The sequence below is a fragment of the Pseudomonas sp. PS02302 genome (assembly GCF_029959585.1).
Taxonomy (GTDB): Bacteria; Pseudomonadota; Gammaproteobacteria; order Pseudomonadales; family Pseudomonadaceae; genus Chryseomonas; species Chryseomonas aestiva.
In genome coordinates this window covers 44,891-67,565 of record NZ_JASCON010000020.1, presented here as the reverse complement: position 1 = coordinate 67,565, position 22,675 = coordinate 44,891, and the positions used below count along the sequence as shown (strand labels likewise).

Annotated in this window: 17 protein-coding genes; 8 read left to right on the top strand and 9 right to left on the bottom strand. The window is 66.8% G+C overall.

Annotated features, from left to right (window positions below):
• Positions 1-86: 86 nt before the first annotated feature.
• Complete coding sequence (locus QMX82_RS09405) at positions 87-1,538, bottom strand: efflux transporter outer membrane subunit (RefSeq protein WP_282282656.1); 1,452 nt, start codon at positions 1,536-1,538, stop codon at positions 87-89.
• Between the two features lie 98 nt (positions 1,539-1,636).
• Here QMX82_RS09405 and QMX82_RS09400 point away from each other — a divergent pair, with 98 nt between their 5' ends.
• The 7 genes from QMX82_RS09400 (at position 1,637) to QMX82_RS09370 (ending at position 11,306) form a co-directional block, all read left to right on the top strand.
• Entirely contained in the window at positions 1,637-2,254 is a 618-nt protein-coding gene (locus QMX82_RS09400) for a TetR/AcrR family transcriptional regulator (RefSeq protein WP_282282654.1), read from the top strand.
• A 76-nt stretch (positions 2,255-2,330) separates the two neighbouring features.
• Entirely contained in the window at positions 2,331-3,446 is a 1,116-nt protein-coding gene (locus QMX82_RS09395; protein WP_282282652.1) for an efflux RND transporter periplasmic adaptor subunit, read from the top strand.
• Entirely contained in the window at positions 3,443-6,511 is a 3,069-nt protein-coding gene (locus QMX82_RS09390; RefSeq protein ID WP_282282650.1) for an efflux RND transporter permease subunit, read from the top strand. The genes QMX82_RS09395 and QMX82_RS09390 overlap by 4 nt, the downstream gene beginning before the upstream one ends.
• A 38-nt stretch (positions 6,512-6,549) precedes the next feature.
• Positions 6,550-7,356 (top strand): oxidoreductase, encoded by an 807-nt coding sequence (locus QMX82_RS09385; RefSeq protein WP_282282648.1) that lies wholly within the window; start codon positions 6,550-6,552, stop codon positions 7,354-7,356.
• 185 nt (positions 7,357-7,541) lie between these two features.
• Positions 7,542-8,897 carry an MFS transporter gene (locus tag QMX82_RS09380; RefSeq protein WP_282282646.1) on the top strand — a complete coding sequence of 452 codons (1,356 nt, stop codon included), beginning with the start codon at positions 7,542-7,544 and terminating at the stop codon, positions 8,895-8,897.
• A gap of 167 nt (positions 8,898-9,064) precedes the next feature.
• Positions 9,065-10,351, top strand: coding sequence for a beta-ketoacyl-ACP synthase II (fabF, locus tag QMX82_RS09375; RefSeq protein ID WP_282282644.1), 1,287 nt, complete (start codon positions 9,065-9,067; stop codon positions 10,349-10,351).
• Positions 10,352-10,691: 340 nt separating this feature from the next.
• Positions 10,692-11,306 carry a TetR family transcriptional regulator gene (locus QMX82_RS09370; RefSeq protein WP_282282642.1) on the top strand — a complete coding sequence of 205 codons (615 nt, stop codon included), beginning with the start codon at positions 10,692-10,694 and terminating at the stop codon, positions 11,304-11,306.
• A 185-nt stretch (positions 11,307-11,491) separates the two neighbouring features.
• Here QMX82_RS09370 and QMX82_RS09365 read toward each other — a convergent pair whose 3' ends face one another.
• The 3 genes from QMX82_RS09365 to QMX82_RS09355 are packed head-to-tail and all read right to left on the bottom strand — an operon-like array spanning position 11,492 to position 14,274.
• Positions 11,492-12,418: a sugar ABC transporter substrate-binding protein gene (locus tag QMX82_RS09365; protein WP_282282640.1), complete on the bottom strand. Its 927-nt coding sequence runs from the start codon at positions 12,416-12,418 to the stop codon at positions 11,492-11,494.
• Between the two features lie 46 nt (positions 12,419-12,464).
• A complete protein-coding gene (locus QMX82_RS09360) occupies positions 12,465-13,253 on the bottom strand; it encodes a TIM barrel protein (protein ID WP_282282638.1) in 789 nt (262 codons plus the stop codon).
• A 4-nt stretch (positions 13,254-13,257) separates the two neighbouring features.
• Positions 13,258-14,274 carry a Gfo/Idh/MocA family oxidoreductase gene (locus tag QMX82_RS09355; RefSeq protein WP_187979605.1) on the bottom strand — a complete coding sequence of 339 codons (1,017 nt, stop codon included), beginning with the start codon at positions 14,272-14,274 and terminating at the stop codon, positions 13,258-13,260.
• 182 nt (positions 14,275-14,456) lie between these two features.
• Between QMX82_RS09355 and QMX82_RS09350 the strand changes: the two genes are divergently transcribed.
• A complete protein-coding gene (locus QMX82_RS09350; protein WP_282282632.1) occupies positions 14,457-16,442 on the top strand; it encodes a sigma-54-dependent Fis family transcriptional regulator in 1,986 nt (661 codons plus the stop codon).
• An 81-nt stretch (positions 16,443-16,523) separates the two neighbouring features.
• Here QMX82_RS09350 and QMX82_RS09345 read toward each other — a convergent pair whose 3' ends face one another.
• The 5 genes from QMX82_RS09345 to cydB form a co-directional block, all read right to left on the bottom strand.
• A complete protein-coding gene (locus QMX82_RS09345) occupies positions 16,524-18,485 on the bottom strand; it encodes a methyl-accepting chemotaxis protein (RefSeq protein WP_282282630.1) in 1,962 nt (653 codons plus the stop codon).
• Positions 18,486-18,920: 435 nt separating this feature from the next.
• Positions 18,921-20,888, bottom strand: coding sequence for a methyl-accepting chemotaxis protein (locus QMX82_RS09340; RefSeq protein WP_282282628.1), 1,968 nt, complete (start codon positions 20,886-20,888; stop codon positions 18,921-18,923).
• 216 nt (positions 20,889-21,104) lie between these two features.
• Positions 21,105-21,401 carry a cyd operon YbgE family protein gene (locus QMX82_RS09335; protein WP_282282658.1) on the bottom strand — a complete coding sequence of 99 codons (297 nt, stop codon included), beginning with the start codon at positions 21,399-21,401 and terminating at the stop codon, positions 21,105-21,107.
• Positions 21,388-21,504, bottom strand: a complete 117-nt coding sequence (gene cydX, locus QMX82_RS09330) for a cytochrome bd-I oxidase subunit CydX (RefSeq protein WP_208691610.1) — start codon at positions 21,502-21,504, stop codon at positions 21,388-21,390. The genes QMX82_RS09335 and cydX overlap by 14 nt, the downstream gene beginning before the upstream one ends.
• Before the next feature lie 25 nt (positions 21,505-21,529).
• The gene (gene cydB / locus QMX82_RS09325) at positions 21,530-22,669 is read right to left on the bottom strand and encodes a cytochrome d ubiquinol oxidase subunit II (protein ID WP_282282625.1); all 1,140 of its coding nucleotides are present in this window, start codon (positions 22,667-22,669) and stop codon (positions 21,530-21,532) included.
• Positions 22,670-22,675 lie beyond the last annotated feature (6 nt).

The following is a 22,675-nucleotide window of genomic DNA, read 5'->3' as shown; positions in this document are numbered from 1 at the left end:
GGCTCACGGCGGTCACGAGGCAGAGGCTGAGCTTTTGTACCGGACAGCCGCGCGGGCCGGCCCGGAGCGGCGAGTGCCGTCTTCCGCTATCGCAAGCTCAAGGCGGCGGGGGAGGCGGGTTGCCAGCCTCCACCCAGCGCCTTGAAGGTGCTTACCGCCGCCTGTGCGGCGGCCGTCTGCGCCTGGGCACGCGCATCGGCCGTGCGGAGCAGGCGCTCATCGGCCTGCAGAACGTCGACCAGGGGCAGCACGCCCTTCTGGTAGGCGAGGGCGGCGGCCTGGCGGGCTTGGCTGAGCGAGGCTTCGCCTGCCGTCAGCAGGGTGACCTGCTCTTCGCGCTTCAGCTGGCCGGTCAGGGCATCTTCGACGTCTTCGGTGGCGCGCAATGCCGCCAGTCGATAGGCCGCCAGCAATTCTGCGCGCTGTCCCTCGGCCGCCTGGATCTGCGCATCGATCCGGCCGAAGTCGAACAGCCGCCAGCGTACGCCCAGGGCACCGAGCGCCTGATTGGCGTCGTGGCTGAAGAGATTGCCACTGGAAATCGTGGTGGCGCTGCCGAGCAGAGCGCTCAGGGAGATCTTGGGATAGTACTCGGCCGTTGCGGCGCCGATCCGGGCATTGGCGGCGGCCAGGCGGCGCTCGGCCGCGATCAGGTCCGGACGTCGACGGAGCAGGTCGGCGGGCGTGCCTGCCGTTTCGATGCGGGGGGCGTCGGGAATGGACGCGGCGCCAGCCAGTTGGGTACGCCAGGTGCCAGGGGGCGCCGCCAGCATCACGTCCAGTGCATTCATCGCCCGCTCCAGCGAGAACTCCAGGCCGGGTATCGAGGCCTGGACCTCGGCCAAGCCCCCTTCGGCCTGGCGTAGCTCCCGGTCGGTCGCCAGGTCCTTGCCGTTCAGTAGCCTGACCATCGACAGCAAGCCCTGCTGGGTGTCCACCTGATGGCGAGCGATCGCCAGGCGTGTCTGCAGACCGCGGATGTCGATATAGAGATCCGCGGTCTGGGCAGCCACGGCAAGGCGCACGGCACGGGCACCCGCCACGCTGGCCTGGTAGTCGGCCTGGGCGGCTTCGCGACCTCGGCGCAGACCGCCAAACACATCCAGCTCCCAGCTTGAGTCAAGATTGGCCTCATAGGAAGAACCGCTCCTGGCGTAGCCGGGCGCTGAATTGAGCACCCGTCCAAGCGGTGTTTCCAGCGACTGATAGGCACGACCGGCCTGGCCACCAAGATCGCCTACCGGCAATAGCGCGGCATCGGCCGCCCTAAGGCCGGCGCGAGCCTGGGTAATGCGTGCGTCGGCCTGGACCAGATCGAGATTTTGCGCAAGCGCCTGTTCTACCAGGCGGCTCAGGAGTGGATCGTTGAAGCGGTCCCACCAACCTGCGAGCGCCCGATCGGCCAGGGTCGCTGCCACCGGCTGCTGCTGGAAGGTTGCCGGTAGCGCACCTTCAGGGGCGCGGTAGTCAGGCCCGACTGTGCAGCCGCTCGCCAGGGTGGCGCTGGTGAGCAGAATAATCTGGAGTCTGGAGCGCATGGGCTTTTATCCTGAGCAACGCCTGAACGGTTTTGGTGACTAAAGTGTATATTGGTCACCTTCCGCATCATTTTGCAACTGCCGGAACACCCAACCCCATGACTACCGAATCCGTTTCCCCTGGCCAGGCTCGTGGACCGGCCGAGCACGACGTTCGCCACCAGATCATGGTGGCAGCGAAAGAACACTTCAGCCACTACGGCTACGAGAAAACTACGGTGTCCGAACTCGCCCGGAGCATCGGGTTTTCCAAGGCCTACATTTACAAGTTCTTCGATTCGAAGCAGGCGATTGGCGAGGCCATCTGTGCGGATTGCCTAAGCGGAATCGAGGCCGAGGCCAGGGCCGCGGTGGCCTCGGCTACCCAAGCCCCCGAAAAGCTGAGAAGGCTGTTTCAGAGCCTTCCGACGGCAACCCTGCGGCTGTTTTCCGACGATCGAAAGCTTTACGAGATCGCCATTTCTGCGACGTCGGGTCGCTGGCCGGCCACGATCAGCTACGAAGTCCGGATGCAGGAGCTCCTCAAGGAGATCCTGGTGCAGGGCCGCGGGGAAGGACAGTTCGAGCGCAAGACACCGATCGACGACGTGACGATGGCGACCTATCTCGTGTTGCGACCCTATCTGAATCCGCTGATGCTCCAGCACAGCTTCGAGCATTTCGATGTCGCTCTTACCCAGCTGGCCAACCTGGTGCTGCGTAGCCTCTCGCCCTAAATTGTTTTGTGACTATTGACTAAAATAGTCACTGGTATCAAATTGCGCGCTCTGCTGGCATCCTCTCGGAGCTTCCATGTTCGCGCGCCGTCTGCTTTCCACTGTTGTGGTGGCTACCGTCCTTCCGCTTTCTCTTGGCGGGTGCGACGCTCCTTCCCAAGGCGATCCCCGTACGCAGGCACCGCTGGTACGGGCTGCCGTGGCGCAACCGGCCGAGCGCGCTAGCCGCACCTTTACCGGCATTGTCGCCGCGCGAGTGCAGAGCGATCTGGGCTTTCGCGTCGCCGGCAAGGTTGCCGAACGGCTGGTGGACATAGGAACAACCGTCAAGCGCGGACAACCGCTGCTCAAGCTCGATCCCAGCGATCTGCAACTGGCCCTGCAGGCCCAGCGCGAAGCCGTGGCCGCTGCCCAGGCGCGGGCTCGCCAGGCAGCAGACGATGAGTCTCGCTATCGGGACCTGCGCGGCACGGGGGCAATTTCGGTCTCTGGCTACGAGCAGATCAAGGCCGCTGCGGATACGGCCAGGGCCCAGCTCAAGGCGGCCGAAGCCCAGGCAGAAGTCGCCCTCAACGCCAGCCGTTATGCCGTCCTGGTGGCCGATGCGGAGGGCACCGTGGTCGATACCCTGGCCGAGCCCGGTCAGGTCGTGGCCGCTGGGCAGAGCGTGCTGCGCCTGGCCCGCGCGGGCGCCCGGGAGGTCGTCGTCCAGCTACCGGAGACCCTGCGTCCGACGCTTGGCTCGCTGGCCCAGGCCAGCCGTCTGGGCGGTGATCAACAGCCAGGACCGGCACGACTGCGGCAGTTATCGGACAGCACCGATCGCGAGACGCGTACCTTCGAGGCGCGCTATGTGCTCGAAGGGGCGCTGGCCAATGCGCCCCTGGGCACCACGGTGACACTGCGCATCCCGGAAGACTCCGGGCAGCGGGGGAAGGCCTTGCAGGTGCCGCTGGGCGCCCTGTACGACGAGGGCAGGGGCGCAGGGGTCTGGCGTATCCAGGGCTCGCCCGAGCAGGTCGCCTGGGTACCCGTGCAGGTTCGCCAGGTGGCGGATGACACCGCCCTGGTGGACGGTCCCCTCCTGCCGGGTGACAGGGTCGTGGCCCTCGGCGTTCATCTCCTTCACGAGGGCCAGGCGATCCGCCTGGCCACCCCTGCCAACAGTGCCCTGGAAGGTAAGCAGCCGTGAGCGACAGCCGATTCAATCTGTCGGCGCTGGCCGTCCGCGAACGCTCGATCACCCTGTTCCTGATCCTGCTGATCTCGGTGGGTGGGGTACTGTCGTTCTTCAAGCTAGGCCGGGCGGAAGATCCGGCCTTCACGGTCAAGGTCATGACCATCATCACCGCCTGGCCGGGGGCCACGGCCCAGGAGATGCAGGATCAGGTCGCCGAGAAATTGGAAAAGCGCCTGCAGGAATTGCGCTGGTACGAGCGCTCGGAGACCTATACCCGTCCGGGCCTGGCCTTTACCACCTTGACGCTGCTCGACAGCACGCCGCCGGCCGAGGTGCCCGAGGAGTTCTACCAGGCGCGCAAGAAGATCAGTGACGAAGCCAGGACCCTGCCCGCCGGGGTGAGCGGGCCAATGGTCAACGATGAATACGCCGACGTCACCTTCGCGCTCTTCGCGCTCAAGGCCCGGGGCGAGCCGCAACGGCTGCTGGCGCGCGAGGCGGAAACGCTGCGCCAGCGTCTGCTGCATGTGCCGGGGGTCAAGAAGGTCAACATCCTGGGTGAGCAGACCGAGCGCATCTATGTGGAGTTTTCCCACGACCGCCTGGCCACCCTGGGCGTGGCACCGCAAGACATCTTCGCCGCGCTCAATGCCCAGAATGCCCTGACCCCCGCCGGCTCCATCGAAACCCGCGGCCCCGAGGTCTTCGTCCGCCTGGATGGCGCCTTCGAGCAGCTCGATGCCATTCGCGACACCCCGGTGAGCGTCAAGGGCCGCACCTTCAAACTGGCAGACATCGCGACGGTGAAGCGTGGCTATGAAGATCCGGCCACCTTCGTCATCCGCAGCGGTGGCGAGCCGGCGCTGCTGCTGGGCATCGTCATGCGCGACGGCTGGAATGGCCTAGATCTCGGCAAGTCACTTGAAGGCGAAGTCGGCAACATGAACGCTGAGATGCCCCTGGGCATGAGTCTGACCAAGGTGACCGACCAGGCGGTCAACATCGCCTCGTCGGTCGACGAATTCATGATCAAGTTCTTTGTCGCCCTGCTGGTGGTGATGGTGGTGTGCTTCGTCAGCATGGGCTGGCGGGTGGGCATCGTCGTGGCGGCGGCGGTCCCCCTGACGCTGGCGGCGGTGTTCCTCGTCATGGCCGCCACCGGCAAGAATTTCGATCGCATCACCCTGGGCTCGCTGATCCTGGCCCTGGGGCTGCTGGTGGACGATGCCATCATCGCCATCGAGATGATGGTGGTGAAGATGGAGGAGGGCTATAGCCGTGGCAAAGCCTCCGCCTATGCCTGGAGCCACACCGCCGCTCCCATGCTGGCCGGCACCCTGGTGACCGCCGTGGGCTTCATGCCCAATGGCTTTGCCCAGTCCGCGGCGGGTGAATACACCAGCAACATGTTCTGGATCGTCGGCATCGCGCTGATCACCTCCTGGGTCGTGGCGGTGGTCTTCACGCCCTACCTGGGCGTCAAGCTGCTGCCGGAGACCAAGACCGTCGAAGGCGGGCACACCGCGCTTTACGACACGCCGCGCTACCACCGTTTTCGTCGTGTGCTCGGCCAGGTGATCGCCCGCAAGTGGCTGGTCGCGCTGCTGGTGATCGGCCTGTTCGTCGGCGCCATCCTGGGCATGGCTGTCGTCAAGAAGCAGTTCTTCCCCATCTCCGACCGTCCCGAGCTGATGGTGGAGGTGCAGATGCCCTATGGCACCTCGATCAGCGAGACCGAGCGAGCGACCACCAAGGTCGAGGCCTGGCTCGCCCAGCAGGCTGACGCCCGGATCGTGACCTCGTACATCGGTCAAGGCGCACCCCGCTTCTTTCTCGCCATGAGTCCGGAGCTGCCGGATCCTTCGTTCGCCAAGATCATCATCCGTACCGACAACCCCGAGGCCCGTGAAGCTCTCAAGATGCGGCTGCGTGACGCCATTGCCGCCGGACTCGCGCCGGAAGCACGGCTGCGGGTCACCCAACTGGTGTTCGGGCCCTATTCGCCGTTCCCGGTCGCCTTTCGCGTGAGCGGTCCCGATCCGCAGGTGCTGCGGCGGGTGGCCGCGGAGGTGGAGCAGGTGATGCGGGCCAGTCCGCTGATGCGTACCGTCAACAGCGATTGGGGCACGCGGACGCCGGTGCTGCGCTTCAAGCTGCAGCAGGATCGCTTGCAGGCGATTGGGCTGAGTTCCAACGCCGTGGCGCAGCAGCTGCAATTTCTCCTGAGTGGCGTGCCGGTAACGGCGGTGCGCGAAGACATCCGCACCGTCCAGGTGGTCGCCCGCGCGGCCGGTGATGTTCGCCTCGATCCGGCGCGGTTGGGCGATCTCACCCTGGTCGGCGCCCAGGGCCAGCGTATTCCGCTGTCGCAGGTCGGCGACCTGGAGGTGCAGCTGGAAGAACCGCTCATGCGGCGACGCGATCGGGTGCCGACGATCACCGTCCGCGGCGATATCGCCGAAGAGCTGCAACCGCCAGACGTCTCCACCGCCGTGCTCCAGCAGCTGCAGCCGATCATCCAGCGTTTGCCGGCGGGCTATCGGATCGTACAGGCGGGCGCCATCGAGGAGTCGGGCAAGGCGATGGCGGCGATGCTGCCGATCTTCCCGCTGATGATCGCCTTGACGCTGCTCATCATCATCCTGCAGGTGCGTTCCATGGCCGCGATGATCATGGTCTTCCTGACCAGTCCCCTGGGGCTGATCGGGGTGGTACCGACCCTGATCCTGTTTCAGCAACCCTTCGGCATCAATGCCCTGGTCGGCTTGATCGCGCTGTCGGGCATCCTGATGCGCAACACCCTGATCCTGATCGGGCAGATCCACCAGAACGAGCAGGACGGCCTGCCCCCCTTCCAGGCGGTGGTCGAGGCGACCGTGCAGCGCGCAAGACCGGTGATCCTCACGGCGCTGGCGGCGGTGCTGGCCTTCATCCCCCTTACCCATTCCGTGTTCTGGGGCACCCTGGCCTACACCCTCATCGGCGGCACCCTCGCCGGTACCGTGCTCACCCTCGTATTCCTGCCGGCCATGTACGCCATCTGGTTCAGGATCAGGCCATCTCCCGCCCTCCACTGATCGCTCCCATCCCCTTCAATCCACGAAAAGGCACTGACATGTCGAAAGCAGAAGTTGTCCTCATCACCGGGGTGTCGTCCGGCATCGGACGCGCCACCGCCACGCGGCTGGCCGCACGGGGATGCCGGGTGTTCGGCACTGTGCGCAACCAGCAGGGCGCTCAGGCTATCCCGGGCGTGGAGCTCGTCGACATGGACGTCCGCGATGAAGACTCGGTCCGCCGTGGCGTTGCCGTCATCATCGCTCGGGCCGGACGGATCGATGTCCTGATCAACAATGCCGGGGGGACCCTGCTCGGTGCCCTGGAAGAGGCGTCGATCGATGAGGCCCGCAGCCTGTTCGACACCAACGTCTTCGGCCTCCTGCGCACGATCCAGGCGGTGCTGCCGCACATGCGTGCGCAAGGCGCCGGGCGCATCGTCAATGTCAGTTCCGTGCTGGGCTTTCTGCCGGCGCCGTACATGGCGCTCTATGCGGCGTCCAAGCATGCGGTGGAAGGACTCTCCGAAACGCTGGACCACGAGGTACGCCAGTTCGGGGTTCGCGTTGCCCTGGTCGAGCCTTCGTTCACCCGGACGAATCTGGATCTCAACGCCCCTCAGACCTCCGTCAAGATTTCGCAGTACCAGCAGCAGTTCCGCGTGGTCGCCCAGACCATTCAAGAGAACGTCCAGAAGGCGCCCGAGCCCGATGGCGTAGCCACGACGATCGTCGCGGCAGCGCTGGGCGCCTGGAAGATGCGCCACACGCCCAAAGGGGAGGCGTCACGCCTGGCCAAGCTTCGCCGCTTCATGCCGGCCGGTCCCGTCGAGAAGGGCTTGCGAAAGACCTTCGGGCTGGCCTGAGCCGTGCGGTGCCAGCACCCGGCTCACGTTCGCGCCGGGCGCCCATGAGAGATCCATCCTGCCAATGAGCGACGTCACCCATGACCCCCATAGATAGCGCCCGTAGCGAGGCTTCGTCGGCTCACCCCGACGGAGGAACGTCAGGTGTAGCACCCGGTGCCACTGCGCCATGGCCGGTGTTTGGGGTGGCTGCCATCGCGGTATTCCTCGTATCCATGGATGGCACCATGCTCTTCGCGGCGTTCAGCGCTTTGCGGGTCGGATTTGCCCAGGCGACGCCGGCAGACCTTTCCTGGGTGCTCAACGCCTACACGGTCGTCTATGCGGCGATGCTCATCCCGTCCGGAGGGCTGGCGGACAGACATGGGCGCAAGAAGGTCTTCCTCGGCGGCGTTGCACTGTTCGTCGGGGCGTCAATGGCGTGCGGCCTTGCCAACAGTGTCGACTGGCTGGTGGCGGCGAGAGTCCTGCAAGCCCTCGGCGCTGCCTTGCTCACGCCCGCATCGCTCTCGCTGGTACTGGCCGCCTTCCCCATCACTCAACGTGCCGTGGCCGTGAGTCTATGGGGTGCGGTCGGCGGTCTGGCCGCGGCCGTTGGCCCTAGTCTGGGCTCCTTCGTGGTCGCCGCTCTCGGTTGGCAGTGGGCGTTCTACCTGAACCTGCCGGTAGGCATGTTCGCCCTCTGGCGTGGCGCCAGGCTGCTGACGGAGACCAAGCAACAGACCGTGGGGCGTCCCCTGGATGTGGTGGGCATGGTACTGCTGATCGCCGGCATCGGTGCCCTGGCGTTAGCGATCGTGCAAGCCGAGTCCCCGGCCTGGTCACGGCAGGCATTGCTGGGCGCCCTGGGCATCGCGGGGGTATGCCTGATCGGCTTCGTCGTCTGGGCGCGCTCTACCGTAGCCCCATTGATGGATCTGCGGCTGTTTCACAACCGCACCTACAGCTACGTCAATCTTGCGACCCTGAGCTTCGGCATCGCGTTCTCGATGATGTTTTTCGCCTTCTTCTTCTACATGAGCGCGATCTGGAAGTACCCGCTACCACTCGCCGGCCTGGCCATGATGCCCGGACCGCTGTTGGTGGTGCCGACCGCAGCGCTATCGGGTCGCGTGGCGAGCAGGTACGGCCACCGGCCGCTGCTGCTGATCGGGTGCCTGGTCTACGCCCTGAGCGGACTGTGGTTTCTGTTGGTTCCGGGGCTCGAGCCCGCTTACCTGACGCGGTGGCTGCCGGGCATGCTGCTCAGCGGCCTGGGCGTCGGGCTGGTGATGCCCTCGCTGGCGGGTGCGGCGGTCAGTCGCCTTTCGGCTGACCACTATGCGGTGGGCAGTGCGGTGAATCAGGCCGTCCGCCAGATCGGATCGGTCATGGGCGTGGCCTTGACCGTCCTGCTTCTCGGCAGTCCCCACCTGCAACGCGCTGACTTTGATTCCGTTTATCTGTGCCATATCGGCTTGGCGCTACTCACCGCAGCCCTCTGCATCCCGGTCAAAACGCTGCCTGTGGCCGCCCGTACCCGTATTCCTGACGAGCGCTAGAGAACGTGGCGCGGATTGTTCAGAGACCGCATTGGAGACGGTCAGCATTCACCTTCCCATGGGGACCCCTACATAGCCCTTGATCTGGCACAGGCGCCTTGATCGGGCGCGGACAAGACACGAGGTCGCCCGCGGGCGCCTCGTCCATCGAGAGAAGAGGTAAGGCAATGCAAGGCAACGACAGAACACGCATCGTGGTGACCGGCCTGGGCACGGTCAGTCCGCTGGGCTGTGGCACCGACCAGGTCTGGTCTCGGCTGCTGGCGGGGCGCTCGGGCATAAGTCCGCTGCCGCCCGCGGTCAGCGACGGGGTGGGCAGTCTCATCGCCGGTCAGGTGCCGAGCCGCGCCGAGGATCCGGAGGCGGGCTACGACCCCCTGGTGGCCATCGCCGCCAAGGATCTGAAGAAGATGGATCGCTTCATCGAGTTCGCTCTGGTGGCGGCCCAGGAAGCCCTCGGCCAGGCCGGCTGGCAGCCAACCACCGAGGCGCAGCGCGAGCGCACGGCGACCATCATCGCCTCTGGGGTGGGCGGCTTCGGCGCCATCGCCGAGGCGGTGCGGACCACCGATGCCCGCGGCCCGCGGCGGCTCTCGCCGTTTACCGCACCGTCCTTCCTGGCCAACATGGCGGCGGGCAACGTCTCCATCCAATACGGCTTCCGCGGTCCGCTGGGCGCGCCCATCACCGCCTGCGCCGCCGGTGTCCAGGCCATCGGCGACGCTGCCCGGCTGATCCGCAGCGGCGAGGCCGACATCGCCCTCTGCGGCGGGGCCGAGGCGGCCATCAACCGCGTCAGCCTGGGTAGCTTCGCCGTCGCCCGGGCGCTGTCCACGGGATCCAACGAGCGTCCGCAGGAGGCCTCGCGCCCCTTCGACCGGGAGCGTGACGGCTTCGTCATGGCCGAAGGCGCCGGGCTGCTGGTGATCGAGACCCTGGAGCATGCCCTGGCACGGGGCGCCACACCCCTGGCCGAACTGGTGGGCTACGGTACCAGCGCCGATGCCTACCACCTCACCGCCGGCCCGGAGGACGGCAGCGGCGCTCGTCGCGCCATGGCGCAGGCCCTGCGCCAGGCCGGCATCGATGCTGCCCAGGTTCAGCACATCAATGCCCACGCCACCTCCACCCAGGTGGGCGACAAGGGCGAGCTGGCGGCCATCCGCGCGGTATTTGGCGATGCGTCCCCGGTGGCCATCTCCTCGACCAAGTCCAGCACCGGACACCTGCTGGGCGCCGCGGGGGGCGTGGAAGCCATCTTCACCGTGCTCGCGCTGCGCGACCAGATCGTGCCGCCGACCTTGAACCTGCACCACCCCGATCCGGCCGCGGAAGGCCTGAACCTTGTCGCCCTGCAGGCTCGGCCACTGTTGATCGACTACGCCCTGTCCAATGGCTTCGGTTTCGGCGGGGTGAATGCCAGCGTGCTGTTCAGGCGTTGGATGGGGAGCTGATAGTTACTTAGCGTGCGCGCAGGCGTGGCCCGGCCGGCCACGCTCGCGGCGTCGCAGGCGATTTTTGGACTCGCGTGGCGGTAGGAGCGGCGTTTCCCTGCGTCGTTTCAGATAGGACTTGAGTCCACCAGGAAGAGAAGGCTCTCTTCCTGTTTTTTCTTCAGCCGCTGTCCACCACTCTCAATTGGGCAGATGGCACCTGAGCAGGTCATTGGTCTGTCGGGCTCGCATCGCCTGGGATACCGAACGTTGGCCTATGCAGGCATACATGCAAGAATGTTTGTAAAAGACCGGCTAAACGCTAAGCTGGCGAAACCGATGCCGTTGAAACGAGAGACCTATGCGCCGTACGAAGGAAGACGCTGAGCGAACCCGGCAAACCATTCTGGATGCCGCCGAGGCGTTGTTTCTTACCAATGGTGTTTCACGCACCAGCCTCGAAATGATCGCCAGAGAATGCGGGTTGACTCGAGGAGCCGTGTATTGGCACTTCAGGGACAAGGCGCAGCTGGTCCACGAGATGCTCAATCGCATCCGCATTCCGCTTGACGAAGTCACTCAGCAGTTGAGCGCGGACGGGGAGGGCGATTGCCTGATGAGGCTGTACGAACTGTGCGTCGAGTGCATGGAGAAATTCGTTCAGCCGGGACGGGAGCGTCGTGTCATGACCATCCTGATGCACCGTTGCGAATTCACTCAGGAACTGCAGGAAGTCGAACAGCGGGAAAATGCCTTGACCCGCGAATTCGTGGCGCTCGTCGAGCGCCTCTTCGATGGCCAACGGCAGCGCCTGCAGGCCGCGGTGACGCCGAGAAGTGCCAGCCTACAGCTGCATAGCCTGTTTTGCGGCACGCTGGCTGGCATCCTTCGTGACCAGGACATCTTCGCGCCGCTCATGGATGTACGGCTGATCTTCACCCTCTACTTCAGGTCGCTGGTGAAGGACTGGCCATGACGGTGGACGAGCGGCGCGCCAGCGGAGCAAGGGACCGGCACTGACGCCTTGCTCCCGCTGGACGCGATACTGAGCTGTCCCGGGCGTTGGTTTTCGGGCGCTCCTGCAGGGCGATCGCTCTTTTCCGGCAGCGACCCGCACAATTTCGGGACGCTACCCTGTTCAGGCCGGCGGGCTCCCCGTCGCTACTTGAAACGAGCGGTGTAATCCGCCAGGTTGCCGGGCGTGATCAGCTCGTACGGCACCCAGACATCCGCCTGGACCGGTTCCTTGCGGATCATCTTGAGCGCGGATTGCACCGCCTGCACGGCCTGGCCTCGCGGGTCCTGGAACACCGAGGCGGCCAGCAGTCCGCGCTTGATGGCCGCCTGACCATCAGGTAGACCATCCACCCCCACCACCGGAACCTGACCCTTGCCCATTCCGGCCTGTTGCAGCGCCATGGCGGCGCCGATGGCCATCTCGTCGTTGTTGGCGACAATGGCGTCGAAATGGGTCCCGGCGGTCAGCCAGTTGCTGGTCAGGTCCATGCCCTTGCTGCGGTCCCAGTCCGCGTTCTGCTGGGCGATCACCTTGATGTCGGGATAGGCCTTGAGCGCTTCCTTGAGGCCTTCGGAGCGGCCGCGGGTGGCGTTCTGGGTCAGCTCGCCCATGATCAGGGCGATGCTGCCCTTGCCGTTCAGCTGCTTGGCGATGAACTGCCCCTGCAACTGCCCGGCCTGCAGGTCGTCCGAGGCCACGGCGACCACCCCGGCGGGCAGCTTGGGATCGTCCGGGCGCCGGTTGACGTACACCAGCGGAACCTTGGCCGTGGTGGCGGCGCGGGTAATGTTGACGGTGGCGGCGGTGTCCACCGGCAGCACGATCACGGCGTCCACGTTCTGCGCCAGGAAGCTCTGCACCTGGTTCAGCTGGCGAACGACGTCGCCCTGGGCATCCTCAAATTGCAGGCTGATCTTTTCCGCCTTGCCCGCCTCTTCCAGATTGCGGCGGACATAGGTCATGAAGTTGTCGTCGACCTTGGCGATGCTGACTCCGATACGGTAGTCGGCGAGGGCCAGGGGGGGCAGGGCGAAGGCGAAGGCGGCGCACAGCAGGTTGCGAAGCAGCATGTTCAGTTCCTCTTGTTGTTATGCGAGCGGAAGCATCTATCGGGGACTACAGGGTGAAGGCCGTTCTGAAGCGCTCCAACGCACGCTCGGTATCACCTTCGGCAGCCCAGCCTTCGAGGCCGACCACACCGCGATAGCCGAGCCCGGCGAGGGCCCGGGCAATGGCCGGGTAGTGAATCTCGCCGGTCCCCGGCTCACAACGCCCAGGGACATCGGCTACCTGGATTTCCCCGATCGCCGACCCGGCCCGACGGATCAGCTCGATCAGGTTCCCTTCGCCGATCTGGGCATGGTAGAGGTCCAGGTTGAGCCGCAGGTAGGGACTGGCGACCGCCTCGATCAGGGCCAGGGTGTCTTCGGCGCGGGCGAAGGGCACACCGGGATGGTCCACCGCGGTATTGAGGTTCTCCAGCAGGAAGACCCGGCCGGCGGACTCGCCCAGGCGGGCGATCTCGGCGAGGGTGTCGCGCGCCGCCAGCCAGTGGTGGCCACTCACCTCGGCCAGTGGCTTGACCGGCAGGCCGCGCGGGTCCAGGCCGGTGCCATGCAGATTGAGCGAAGGGCAGGCCAGGCGCTCGGCCACGGCCAGGGATTCCCGGGCACTGGCAAGCAGGGCGGCATGGCCTTCGGCGCTCACCAGGTCGCCTGAGACATAGCCGGTCATGGAGGTGAAGCGCGCGCCGGTGGCGGCCAGGGCGTCGATGTCGTGACGCGTCCAGTCCCAGATCTCCACGGCGAAGCCCAGGGCGTGCAGGCGGCGGACCCGCTCGACGAAGGGCAGATCGAGAAAGACCATTTCGGCGCTGACGGCCAGGATGAAGGGCGATGAGGTCATGGCTTCACTCCGCGACGGCGACCGGCTGGCCGGTCTGCACCGATTCGATGGCGGCCAGGGCGATGGCCAGCGCCGCCCGGGCATCGTGGCCGCCCACCGGCACCGGGGTGCCCTCGCGCACGGCATCGACGAAGGCGCGCAGTTCGGCCAGGTAGGCGTCGCGCAGCAACTCGGCGTCGGAGCGCTGGGTGGTCTGGCTGATGCCTTCGGCGCCGTAGCAGACCAGCTCGCTGGTCCGGGCGTCCCCGGCGGTCAGCATGCCCGCGCTGCCGAATACCTCGCCGCGCACGTCGTAGCCGTACACCGCCTGGAAGTTGGCCTCGGCGGTGGCAATGGCGCCGTTGTCGTAGCGAATAGTCACCACGGCGGTGTCCAGTAGGCCGCGGTCACGGAAATCGGGGCGCACCAGGGCGTCGGCCACCGCGTAGACCTGCACGGCGCGGGCGTCCGGATTGAAGAAGTTGAGGGTGTCGAAGTCGTGGATCAGGGTCTCGAGGAAGATGGTCCAGGGCTTCACCGCCGCCGGATTGTGCAGCGCCGGATCGCGGGTAAGGGAGCGCAGCAGTTGCGGTGTGCCGATCCGCCCCTGGACGATCAGCTCCCGAGCGCTGCGAAAGCTGTTGGCGAAACGCCGGTTGAAGCCCACCTGCAGGGCCACGCCAGCCTCCGCGCAGGCAGCGATGGCCCGGTCGGCCTCTTCCAGGGTCACGGCCATGGGTTTTTCGCAGAACACCGGCTTGCCGGCGCGGGCGGCGGCCACCACCAGCTCGGCATGGCTGCGGGCCGGGGCGACGATGACCACGGCCTCGACGGCGGGGTCTTCGATCAACGCCTGGGGGTCGGTGTGGATATGGGCGACGTCCAGGGTCTCGCCAAGCCGGGCAGCGGCGCCGGGCGCCGGATCGGCCAGGGCGACCAGCCGCGCGCCATGCAGGTGCCGAGCGAGGGCGGTGGCATGGAAGGTACCCATGCGACCGGTACCGATGAGGCCGAGGGCGAGGGAGGGGTTCGTCTGGGGCATGAGGCGTTCTCTTGTGGTTGTTATAGGCGTGGGCGATGCGCCCGACAGGGAGGGAGCAACCGCCATGCCAGGGCAGGAAAGGCAGCCAGGTCGCGGGCTGCAGGACTTGCCAGCCCGCATTTATGTCTATAAAAAAGACATGTCCAGCTGGACATGTCCAAAGGCTGGACGAGGAGCCGAAGATGCAGGAGCAGGTCGCCCCGAGCGAGCTGACGCGGGAATTGCAATTCGTCAGCGAGCTGCAGCGGCCGTCGGTCGCCGCAGGTGTTCAGCGCGAGCTGGATGCCGCCTGGACGGACTGCCTGGCGGGGGCCGCTGAACTGGTCCCGGTGCGGCCGGTGATCCGGGCGTCCTGGCTGCGCAGCCGCGCGGCGGGCATCGTCGCGGAGGAATTCCACTACGAGTTCGTCGAGTCGCAGGAGCTGGCCCGCCGGCTGCAGCGGCAGCGCGAGCTGCTGGACATCGCCGCGCCGGTCATGGCCGAGCTGTTGCGCTACAACCCGGACGGGCACCTCAACCTGGCGGATGCCGAGGGCGTGACCCTGGCCGCCTGCGGGCTGGATCTCACCCCGCTGGGCAGTCGTCTGCTGGAGTCGGTGCAGGGCACCAACTGCACCGGCCTGGCCCTGCGCGAGCAGCGGCTGGTGTTCGTCCTGGCGGGCGAGAATTTCAAGCGCGAGCTGCGCGAGCGGCGGATGCACTGCGCCTCGGCACCGGTCCGCGACACCCAGGGACGGCTGCTCGGCGCCCTGACCCTCACCGCGGCGGTGGGCAACTTCCACTGCCATACCCTGGGCACGGTCCAGGCCGCGGCCGATGCGATCTCCCGCCAGCTGGCGCTCACCGCGCTGCTGGACGAGCAGCAGCGGGTGCTGGAGGTCCTCAACGAAGGCGTCATCCTGCTCGATGACGACCGCTGCATCCGTAGCCTGAACGGCTATGCGCGGCGCCTGCTGCAGCTCGACGATCCACAGCGGGAGCGCCCCTTCGCCAGCCTCATCACCCAGGACACCGACCTCGACCTCTGGCTGGATCGTCGCTGGGAACGCCAGGACCGCGACCTCACCCTGTTGCTACCAGACGGCAGCGGTTTGCCGTGCCTGGCCTCCGCCGCGCCCATCGCCCAGGGCGGCTGGGTGCTGTCGCTGCGAGAGAACCGCCGCATCCGCGAGATCACCCGCCAGCTGCTGGGCACCCGGGCGCGTTACAGCTTCAACGATATCCAGGGTCGCTCGCCAGCCTTGCAGAACGCCTTGCGCGTGGCTCAGGCAGCCAGCCACAGCGAAGCCACGGTGCTGGTACTGGGAGAAAGCGGGGTAGGCAAGGAGCTATTCGCCCAGGCGATCCACAACGCCAGTGTCCGTCGCCATGGCCCCTTCGTTGCGGTGAACTGTGGCGCCATTCCACGCGACCTGGTGCAGAGCGAGCTGTTCGGCCATGTCGAGGGGGCCTTCACCGGGGCTGCGCGTGGCGGTGCGGCGGGAAAGTTCGAGCTGGCTGATGGTGGCACGCTGTTTCTCGACGAGATCGGTGACATGCCCCTGGAGGCCCAGGCAAGCCTGCTCCGGGTGCTGCAGGAGGGCGAGGTGACCCGGATCGGTGCCAAGAAGGCCCAGGCGGTGGACGTCCGCGTCATCGCGGCCACCCATCGCGATCTCGCCCAGGCCGTGACCGGCGGGAGCTTCCGTGAGGATGTCTTCTACCGCCTCAACGTGCTTCCCCTGCAGGTACCGCCATTGCGAGAGCGTCGCGAAGACATTCCGCTGCTGGTGGCTACTCTGCTCAAGGCGCTGAGCCGTCACCTGGAGCGACCGCCGCTGGCCATCGCGGACGAAGCGCTGACCTTGCTGCTGGCCCATAGCTGGCCCGGCAACGTGCGGGAGCTGGAGAATGTCATCGAGCGAGCGGTCAACCTGGCCCAGGGGCCGCTCATACAGCCGGGGGATCTGCCTCCCTCGTTGGTCGCCAACACGCTATCCACGGATACCGAGGGCGAGCGCCTCACCCCCCTTGAAACGGGTCAGCGGGACCTGATCCGTGCCACCTTGCAGCAGACCCGCGGCAACCTTCGTCAAACCGCGACCCAGCTCGGGATCTCGCGTGCCGGGCTCTATGTGAAGCTGCGCCGCTACGCCTTGAATCCGGCGGATTTCCGGCCAGGACGCTAAAGCCCGGCAGCACCCGACCGCAGCGCGCCAGGTGCTGGCGAGCGCGTTCCGGCCTGCCGCTCGCTGGCAGCCCCGGCAGCATCAGGCCACGTGGAAGCGACTCACCAGCGCTTGCTGCTGTTCGGCCAGGCGGGCCAGTTCGCGGCTGGTGACGGCGGTCTGCTCGGCACCGGCGCTGACCTGGATCACCAGCTCATGGATGTCGCTGACGTTGCGGCTGATCGTTTCGGCGACCTGGCTCTGCTGCTCGGTGGCCGAGGCGACCTGGATGGTGCGGTCGTTGATCAGGGTCACGCCTTCGGCGATCTCGCCCAGCAGTTCGCCGGCGCGCAGCATGTTGCCGGCGCCGGACTGCACCTGGCCGAGGGTTTCCTGCATGGCCTCGGCGGCGCGGTCGGCGCCGCGCTGCAGATGGCTGATCATCTGCTGGATGCTGCCGGTGGATTGCTGGGTCTTTTGCGCCAGGGAGCGCACCTCGTCGGCCACCACGGCGAAGCCCCGCCCGGCTTCACCTGCGCGGGCGGCTTCGATGGCCGCGTTCAGCGCGAGCAGGTTGGTCTGCTCGGCGATGCCGCGGATGACGTCCAGCACCAGGGAAATGGCGTCGCTCTCCTGCTTGAGTTCGACGATGATCTGCGCGGTACGCTCGGCCTGGCTCGACAATCCCTGCACCAGGCCGATGGTGGCCTGCAATTCGCGGCGACCCTGACGGGCGTTGGCCTCCACCTGGCGCGAGCCCTCGGCGGCTTCGCTGGTACTGCGGGCGACGTCCTTGACCGTGGCGCTCATCTCGGCGATGGCGGTGACCACCTGATCGGTACCCAGGCGCTGCTGGGCGACGTTCTGGCTGGTCTCGATGGCCACGGTCGAGGCCTCTTCGGCGGCGGTGGCAACCTGCAGGGTTGCCGCCCCGATCTCCTGGATGACCTGGCCGAGTTCCTGGCTCATCAGATTGAGGTGGCCGGTGATGGTGCCGAATTCGTCCCGGCCCTGGTAGGGGCAGCGGGCGCTGAGGTCGCGGGTCGCCAGGCGGGTGAGGGTGCCGTTGATCTGCTCGACCGCCTGCCTGATGGTGCGGATGACCAGCCACGCCAGCACCGAAACGGCCAGCAGCAATACCAGCATCAGCCCGAGGGTGGTGCGGAGATCGCGGCTGGCGCCGGCGCGGGCCAGTTCGGTGGTGGCGACGATGGCTGCGCCCAGCTTCGTTTCCAGCGTGCCCAGCTGATCGATGCGCCGGGTAGCCAGGTCGAACCAGGTGTCCGGCGGCACATTCAGCGGTCTACCCGGCGTCGTGAAGAGCGCACGTCGCTGTAACTGGGCCAGCTCCAGGGCACCGGGCTGCTGGAGGATGTTGTCGAACCGCTGGACGACCTCGGGTGCGGACCTCTGCCTGAAGGCGTCGGCGTAGGCGGTGAATTCGCCAAGATTGCGCGCGATCTGCACCAGTATCGGCAAGTCCAGCCGATTCCTGCTGAAGGCTATCCCCAGCAGCGCGCGCTCGCGGCCAGCCCGTTCCTTCAGTTCGACGAACAGATTCAGGGCATTCAGGGCCCGTTTGAGCGCCGGATCGTTAACCTCGGCTTCGAGCTTGCCGTTGTAGCCGATCAATGCCTGGATCATCTCGGTGTAGGCGGCACTGGACTGGGTCCCGCTGACCGTGAGGCCGTTCACCTTGGTGCGCACCCTGGGCAGGCCGTCGAGGAGCTTCAGCACGGGTTGCAGGGCGGTATCGTCGCCGGCCACGAGTCCGCGCAAGGCGTTTCGGGCCTGGTCGCTGGCCTGGCGATAGGTCCGCAGGTCGTCGCGCAGGGCCGTGCCGTCACTGCTGAGAAAGGCGCCGCTGGCGTCTCGTTCATGCTGCAGGCGGGTGATCAGGACGCTGACGCCCTGCGCCGTGGCGCTGGCGGTCACGGTGTGATCCAGGTTCTCCAGCATCTGGTAGCGCTGCGTGAGGAAGAGGCCGCAGATCAGCAGAAAACCGGTCAGGGGCAGGAGCAGGATGAGCAGCAGCTTGGTGCTCAGGGAGACGTTCTTCAGCATCGGTCAGTCCTTTGAGAGAAGACCATCGCGCCTGCTGGGACGCGACGGTTCAGTTCCAGAAGAGGTCACCGCGCAGGCATCGCCGGCTAAAAGGATCAGGTGATCAAGGTGGGCTGTCGACGCCAGAAACACCCGGGTCGCAGCGGCCTGCGGATGACCGCTAAAAACGCCTGCAAGTAGCGTGCTAGAGCGGTAGAAGGCTTAGGATGCCGGCGCGAATGGCGGCTGCGCCGCCGCAGACGACTGACGTCCGGATGGAGCGCGGTGAGCGAGGCGGAGCAGTGACGGGCAGGAAGGCAGCGGACGCCCAGCGGCAGGCGACTGGGCTGCGCGGAGAGGATGTCGCAGGACGGGAACGGCCGGCTGCAGCGCAGGGACGGCGGGGGAGGACCTGGATCGGTCCTCCGTTCTGGCGATCGAGGGCCCGGGTGGGCGTCAAGCCACCCGGAAGCGGCCGACCAGCGCCTGCTGCTGTTCGGCCAGGCGAGCCAGTTCGCGACTGGTGACGGCGGTCTGCTCGGCGCCGGCGCTGACCTGGATCACCAGGTCGTTGATGTCATTGACGTTGCGGCTGATCTCTTCGGCGACCTGACTCTGCTGCTCGGCGGCCGAGGCGACCTGGATGTTGCGGTCGTTGATCAGGATCACGCCCTCGGCGATCTCGCCCAGCAGCTCGCCGGCGCGGACCACGCTGCTGGCGCCGGTCTGTACCTGGCTGAGGGTCTCCTGCATGGCCTGGGTGGCGCGGTCGGAGCCGCTCTGCAGATGGCTGATCATCTGCTGGATGCTGCCGGTGGATTGCTGGGTCTTCTGCGCCAGGGAGCGTACCTCGTCGGCCACCACGGCGAAGCCCCGACCGGCTTCACCGGCGCGGGCCGCCTCGATGGCGGCGTTGAGGGCCAGCAGGTTGGTCTGCTCGGCGATGCCGCGGATCACGTCCAGCACCGAGGAGATGGCGTCGCTCTCGTGCTTGAGTTCGCCAATGATCTCCGAGGTCCGCTCGGCCTGCACTGACAGCCCCTGCACCAGGCCGATGGTGGCCTGCAATTCACGACGACCCTGGCGGGTGTTGCCCTCGACCTGCCGCGAGCCTTCGGCGGCTTCGGTGGTGCTGCGAGCGACGTCCTTGACCGTGGCGCTCATCTCGGCGATGGCGGTGGCGACCTGATCGGTGCCCAGGCGCTGCTGGGCCACATTCTGGCTGGTCTGGATGGCGACGGCCGAGGCCTCTTCGGCGGCGGTGGCGACCTGCACGGTGGCCGCGCCGATCTCCTGGATCACCTGGCCCAGCTCCTGGCTCATCAGGTTGAGGTTGCCGGTGATGGTGCCGAACTCGTCCTTGCCCTGATAGGCGCAGCGAGCGGTGAGGTCGCGGGTGGCAAGGCGGGTGAGGGTCGCGTTGACCTGCTCGACCGCCTGCTTGATGTTGCGGATGATCACCCAGGCGAGGGCCGAGACGGCCACCAGCACCAGCAGCACCAGACCGAGGGTGATCCAGAGGTCGCGACTGGCCTTGGCGCGGGCCTGCTCGGCCTGGGCGCCGACGCTGGCGCCGAGGTCCGCCTCGACCTTGCTCATCAGATCGATGCGCTGGGTGGCCAGGTTGAACCAGTCTTCCGGCTTGACGCCCAGGGCCTCGCCCAGGGGAACGGAGAAGGCCAGTTGCTGGAGGCGGCTGACTTCCTGGGCGCTGGGTTGCTTAAAGGTGTCGTCGAGCTGGCGGATGAAGTCAGGCGTGGCCTTGCGCTCGAAGGCGTCGGCATAGGCGGAGAATTCGCCGAGGTTGCGGGCGAAGCGCGACAGCAGACCGGCGTCGAAGCGATTCTGGTTGAAGGCCAGGCCCAGCAGCACGCGCTCGCGGCCGGCGCGCTCCTTCATCTCGACGAACAGGTTGAGGGCGCCCAGGGCGCGCAGGATGGCCGGATCGTCGACTCCGGCTTCCAGCGAATGGGTGTAGCCGATCAGCGTCTTGATCAGATCGGTATAGGCCGCACCGGACTGGGTGCTGTTGAGCGCCAGGCCGTCGACCCTGGTGCGCAGATCGGCCAGGCCGTCCAGGGCGCGCAGCAGGCTCTGGATAGCGGCATCGCTGCCGCTGCCGCTGGCCAGGGCCTTGAGCGCGCCATGGGCCTGGTCGCTGTCCTGGCGGAAGGTCTTGAGCTTGTCCTGCATGGACTTGCCGCCGCTGCCCAGGAAGACGCCGCTGGCGCCGCGTTCACGCTGCAGGCTGGTGACCACGGCGCTGATGCGCTGGGCCGTGGCACTGGCGGTCACGGTGTGCTCCATGTCCTTGAAGGTTTCGTAGCGATCGGCGGTGTAGAGGCCCGAGATCACCAGGAAGCCAGCCAGGGGCAGGAGCAGGATCAGCAGGAGCTTGGTACTTAAGGGGGCATTCCTGAGCATCGTGGACTTCTCTGAGGCGTTCAGCGGGTACGCCGGCGGCAAGCGAAGAGCCGGCGCGGGCAAGATCGATTCCGGTTATGTCGGCACCCGCAGGCGAACCTTGATAGTCAGATTATTCATCGGCGGGAGTGAAGCGGCGCGAGGCGCGCGGCCAGGCGGTACGGCGGCTGATGAAGACGGCGCCCGGCTAGACCGGGCGCTATCGTCAGACGTCAATCAGCCCAGTCGCGCCTGGAAGAGCAGGGCGTAGCCGAGCATCAGCAGCGGCCAGCCCAGCACCGGGCCGAACACCAGGCGCCAGAGCCACAGGCGTGGTACGAAGCCGACGCCATGGACCAGTCCGGCGGAGACGCCGAGCATGACCGCCATCAGCAAGGGATGGCTGTAGTGGCCGCTGGCATCGAGCATCAGCCCCGGATGGATCAACAGCAGCAGGGCCAGGGGCGCCGCCAGCAGCAGGGACAGCGTGCGCCCCAGCGGATGGACGCGGGGCAGGGCTTCAGCTTGCGGCATCGTCATGGACGTCCAGCTCCCGGGTGCTTTCCAGCCAGAGGGCGTTGATGATGCCGAAGCTCGCGGCGAGCAGGACGCCGAGGATCCAGGTGAAGTACCACATGGCAGGTCTCCTTGAGAGGGGCCGATCAGTAGAGCCCGTGGGGGTTGGCGTCGATGAAGCGGTCATCGACCTTGCCCCACATGCACACGTAGCTCCACAGGGTGTAGGCCAGGATGAGTGGCACGAAAATGGCCGCGGCGACGAACATGATGCCCAGCGTCTTGTGGCTGGAGACGGCGTCCCAGACGGTCAGGCTGGAGGCTGGGTCCAGGCTCGACGGCAGCACGAAGGGAAACAGCGCGCAGCCGGCGGTGGCGAGGGTGCCGACGATGGCCAGGGCCGTGCCGGTAAAGGCCAGGCCGGCCTGGCGCCAACTGCTGCCGAGCAGGGCCAGGACGCTGCCGAGCACGGCCACGACCGGGGCGATCAGGGTCAGCGGCTGGGTATGGTAATTGGCCAGCCAGCCCGGATTGCCGGCGGTCACCAGCTTGTGCAGCGGATTCAGGGCGCTGCCCGGATCGCCCTGGCTGACCAGCACATAGCCATCGAAGCCATAGGCCAGCCAGACACCGGCCAGGCCGAAGGTAGCGAGATGGAGCAGGGCGCTCAGGCCAGTGGCGCGACGGGCGCGCTCGCCCAGCGCCTGGTGGGTGCGCAGCATCAGCCAGCTGCCACCATGGGCGCAGAGCATGGCCAGGCTGACCAGGCCGCAGAGCAGGGCGAAGGGGTTGAGCAGGGCGAAGAAGCTGCCGCGGTAGGTGGACCTCAGGGTGTCGTCGAGCTGGAAGGGCAGGCCCTGGAAGAGGTTGCCGAAGGCCACGCCGAACACCAGCGCCGGGACCAGGCTGCCGGTGAACAGGCCCCAGTCCCAGGCGTTGCGCCAGCGGCTGTTGTCCAGCTTGCTGCGGTAGTCGAAGCCGACCGGGCGCAGGAACAGGGCGAAGAGCACCAGCAGCAGCGCCCAGTAGAGGCCGGAGAAGGCGGTGGCATAGACCATCGGCCAGGCGGCGAAGAGGGCGCCACCGGCGGTGATGAACCAGACCTGGTTGCCGTCCCAGTGCGGCGCGATGCTGTTGATGGCGGCGCGGCGCTCCTTGTCGGTCTTGCCGATCAGGGGCATCAGGATCATGGCGCCCATGTCGAAACCGTCGGTGAGGGCGAAGGCGATCAGCAGCACGCCGATCAGCACCCACCAGGTGAGCTTGAGCACTTCATAGTCGAACATGGCGGT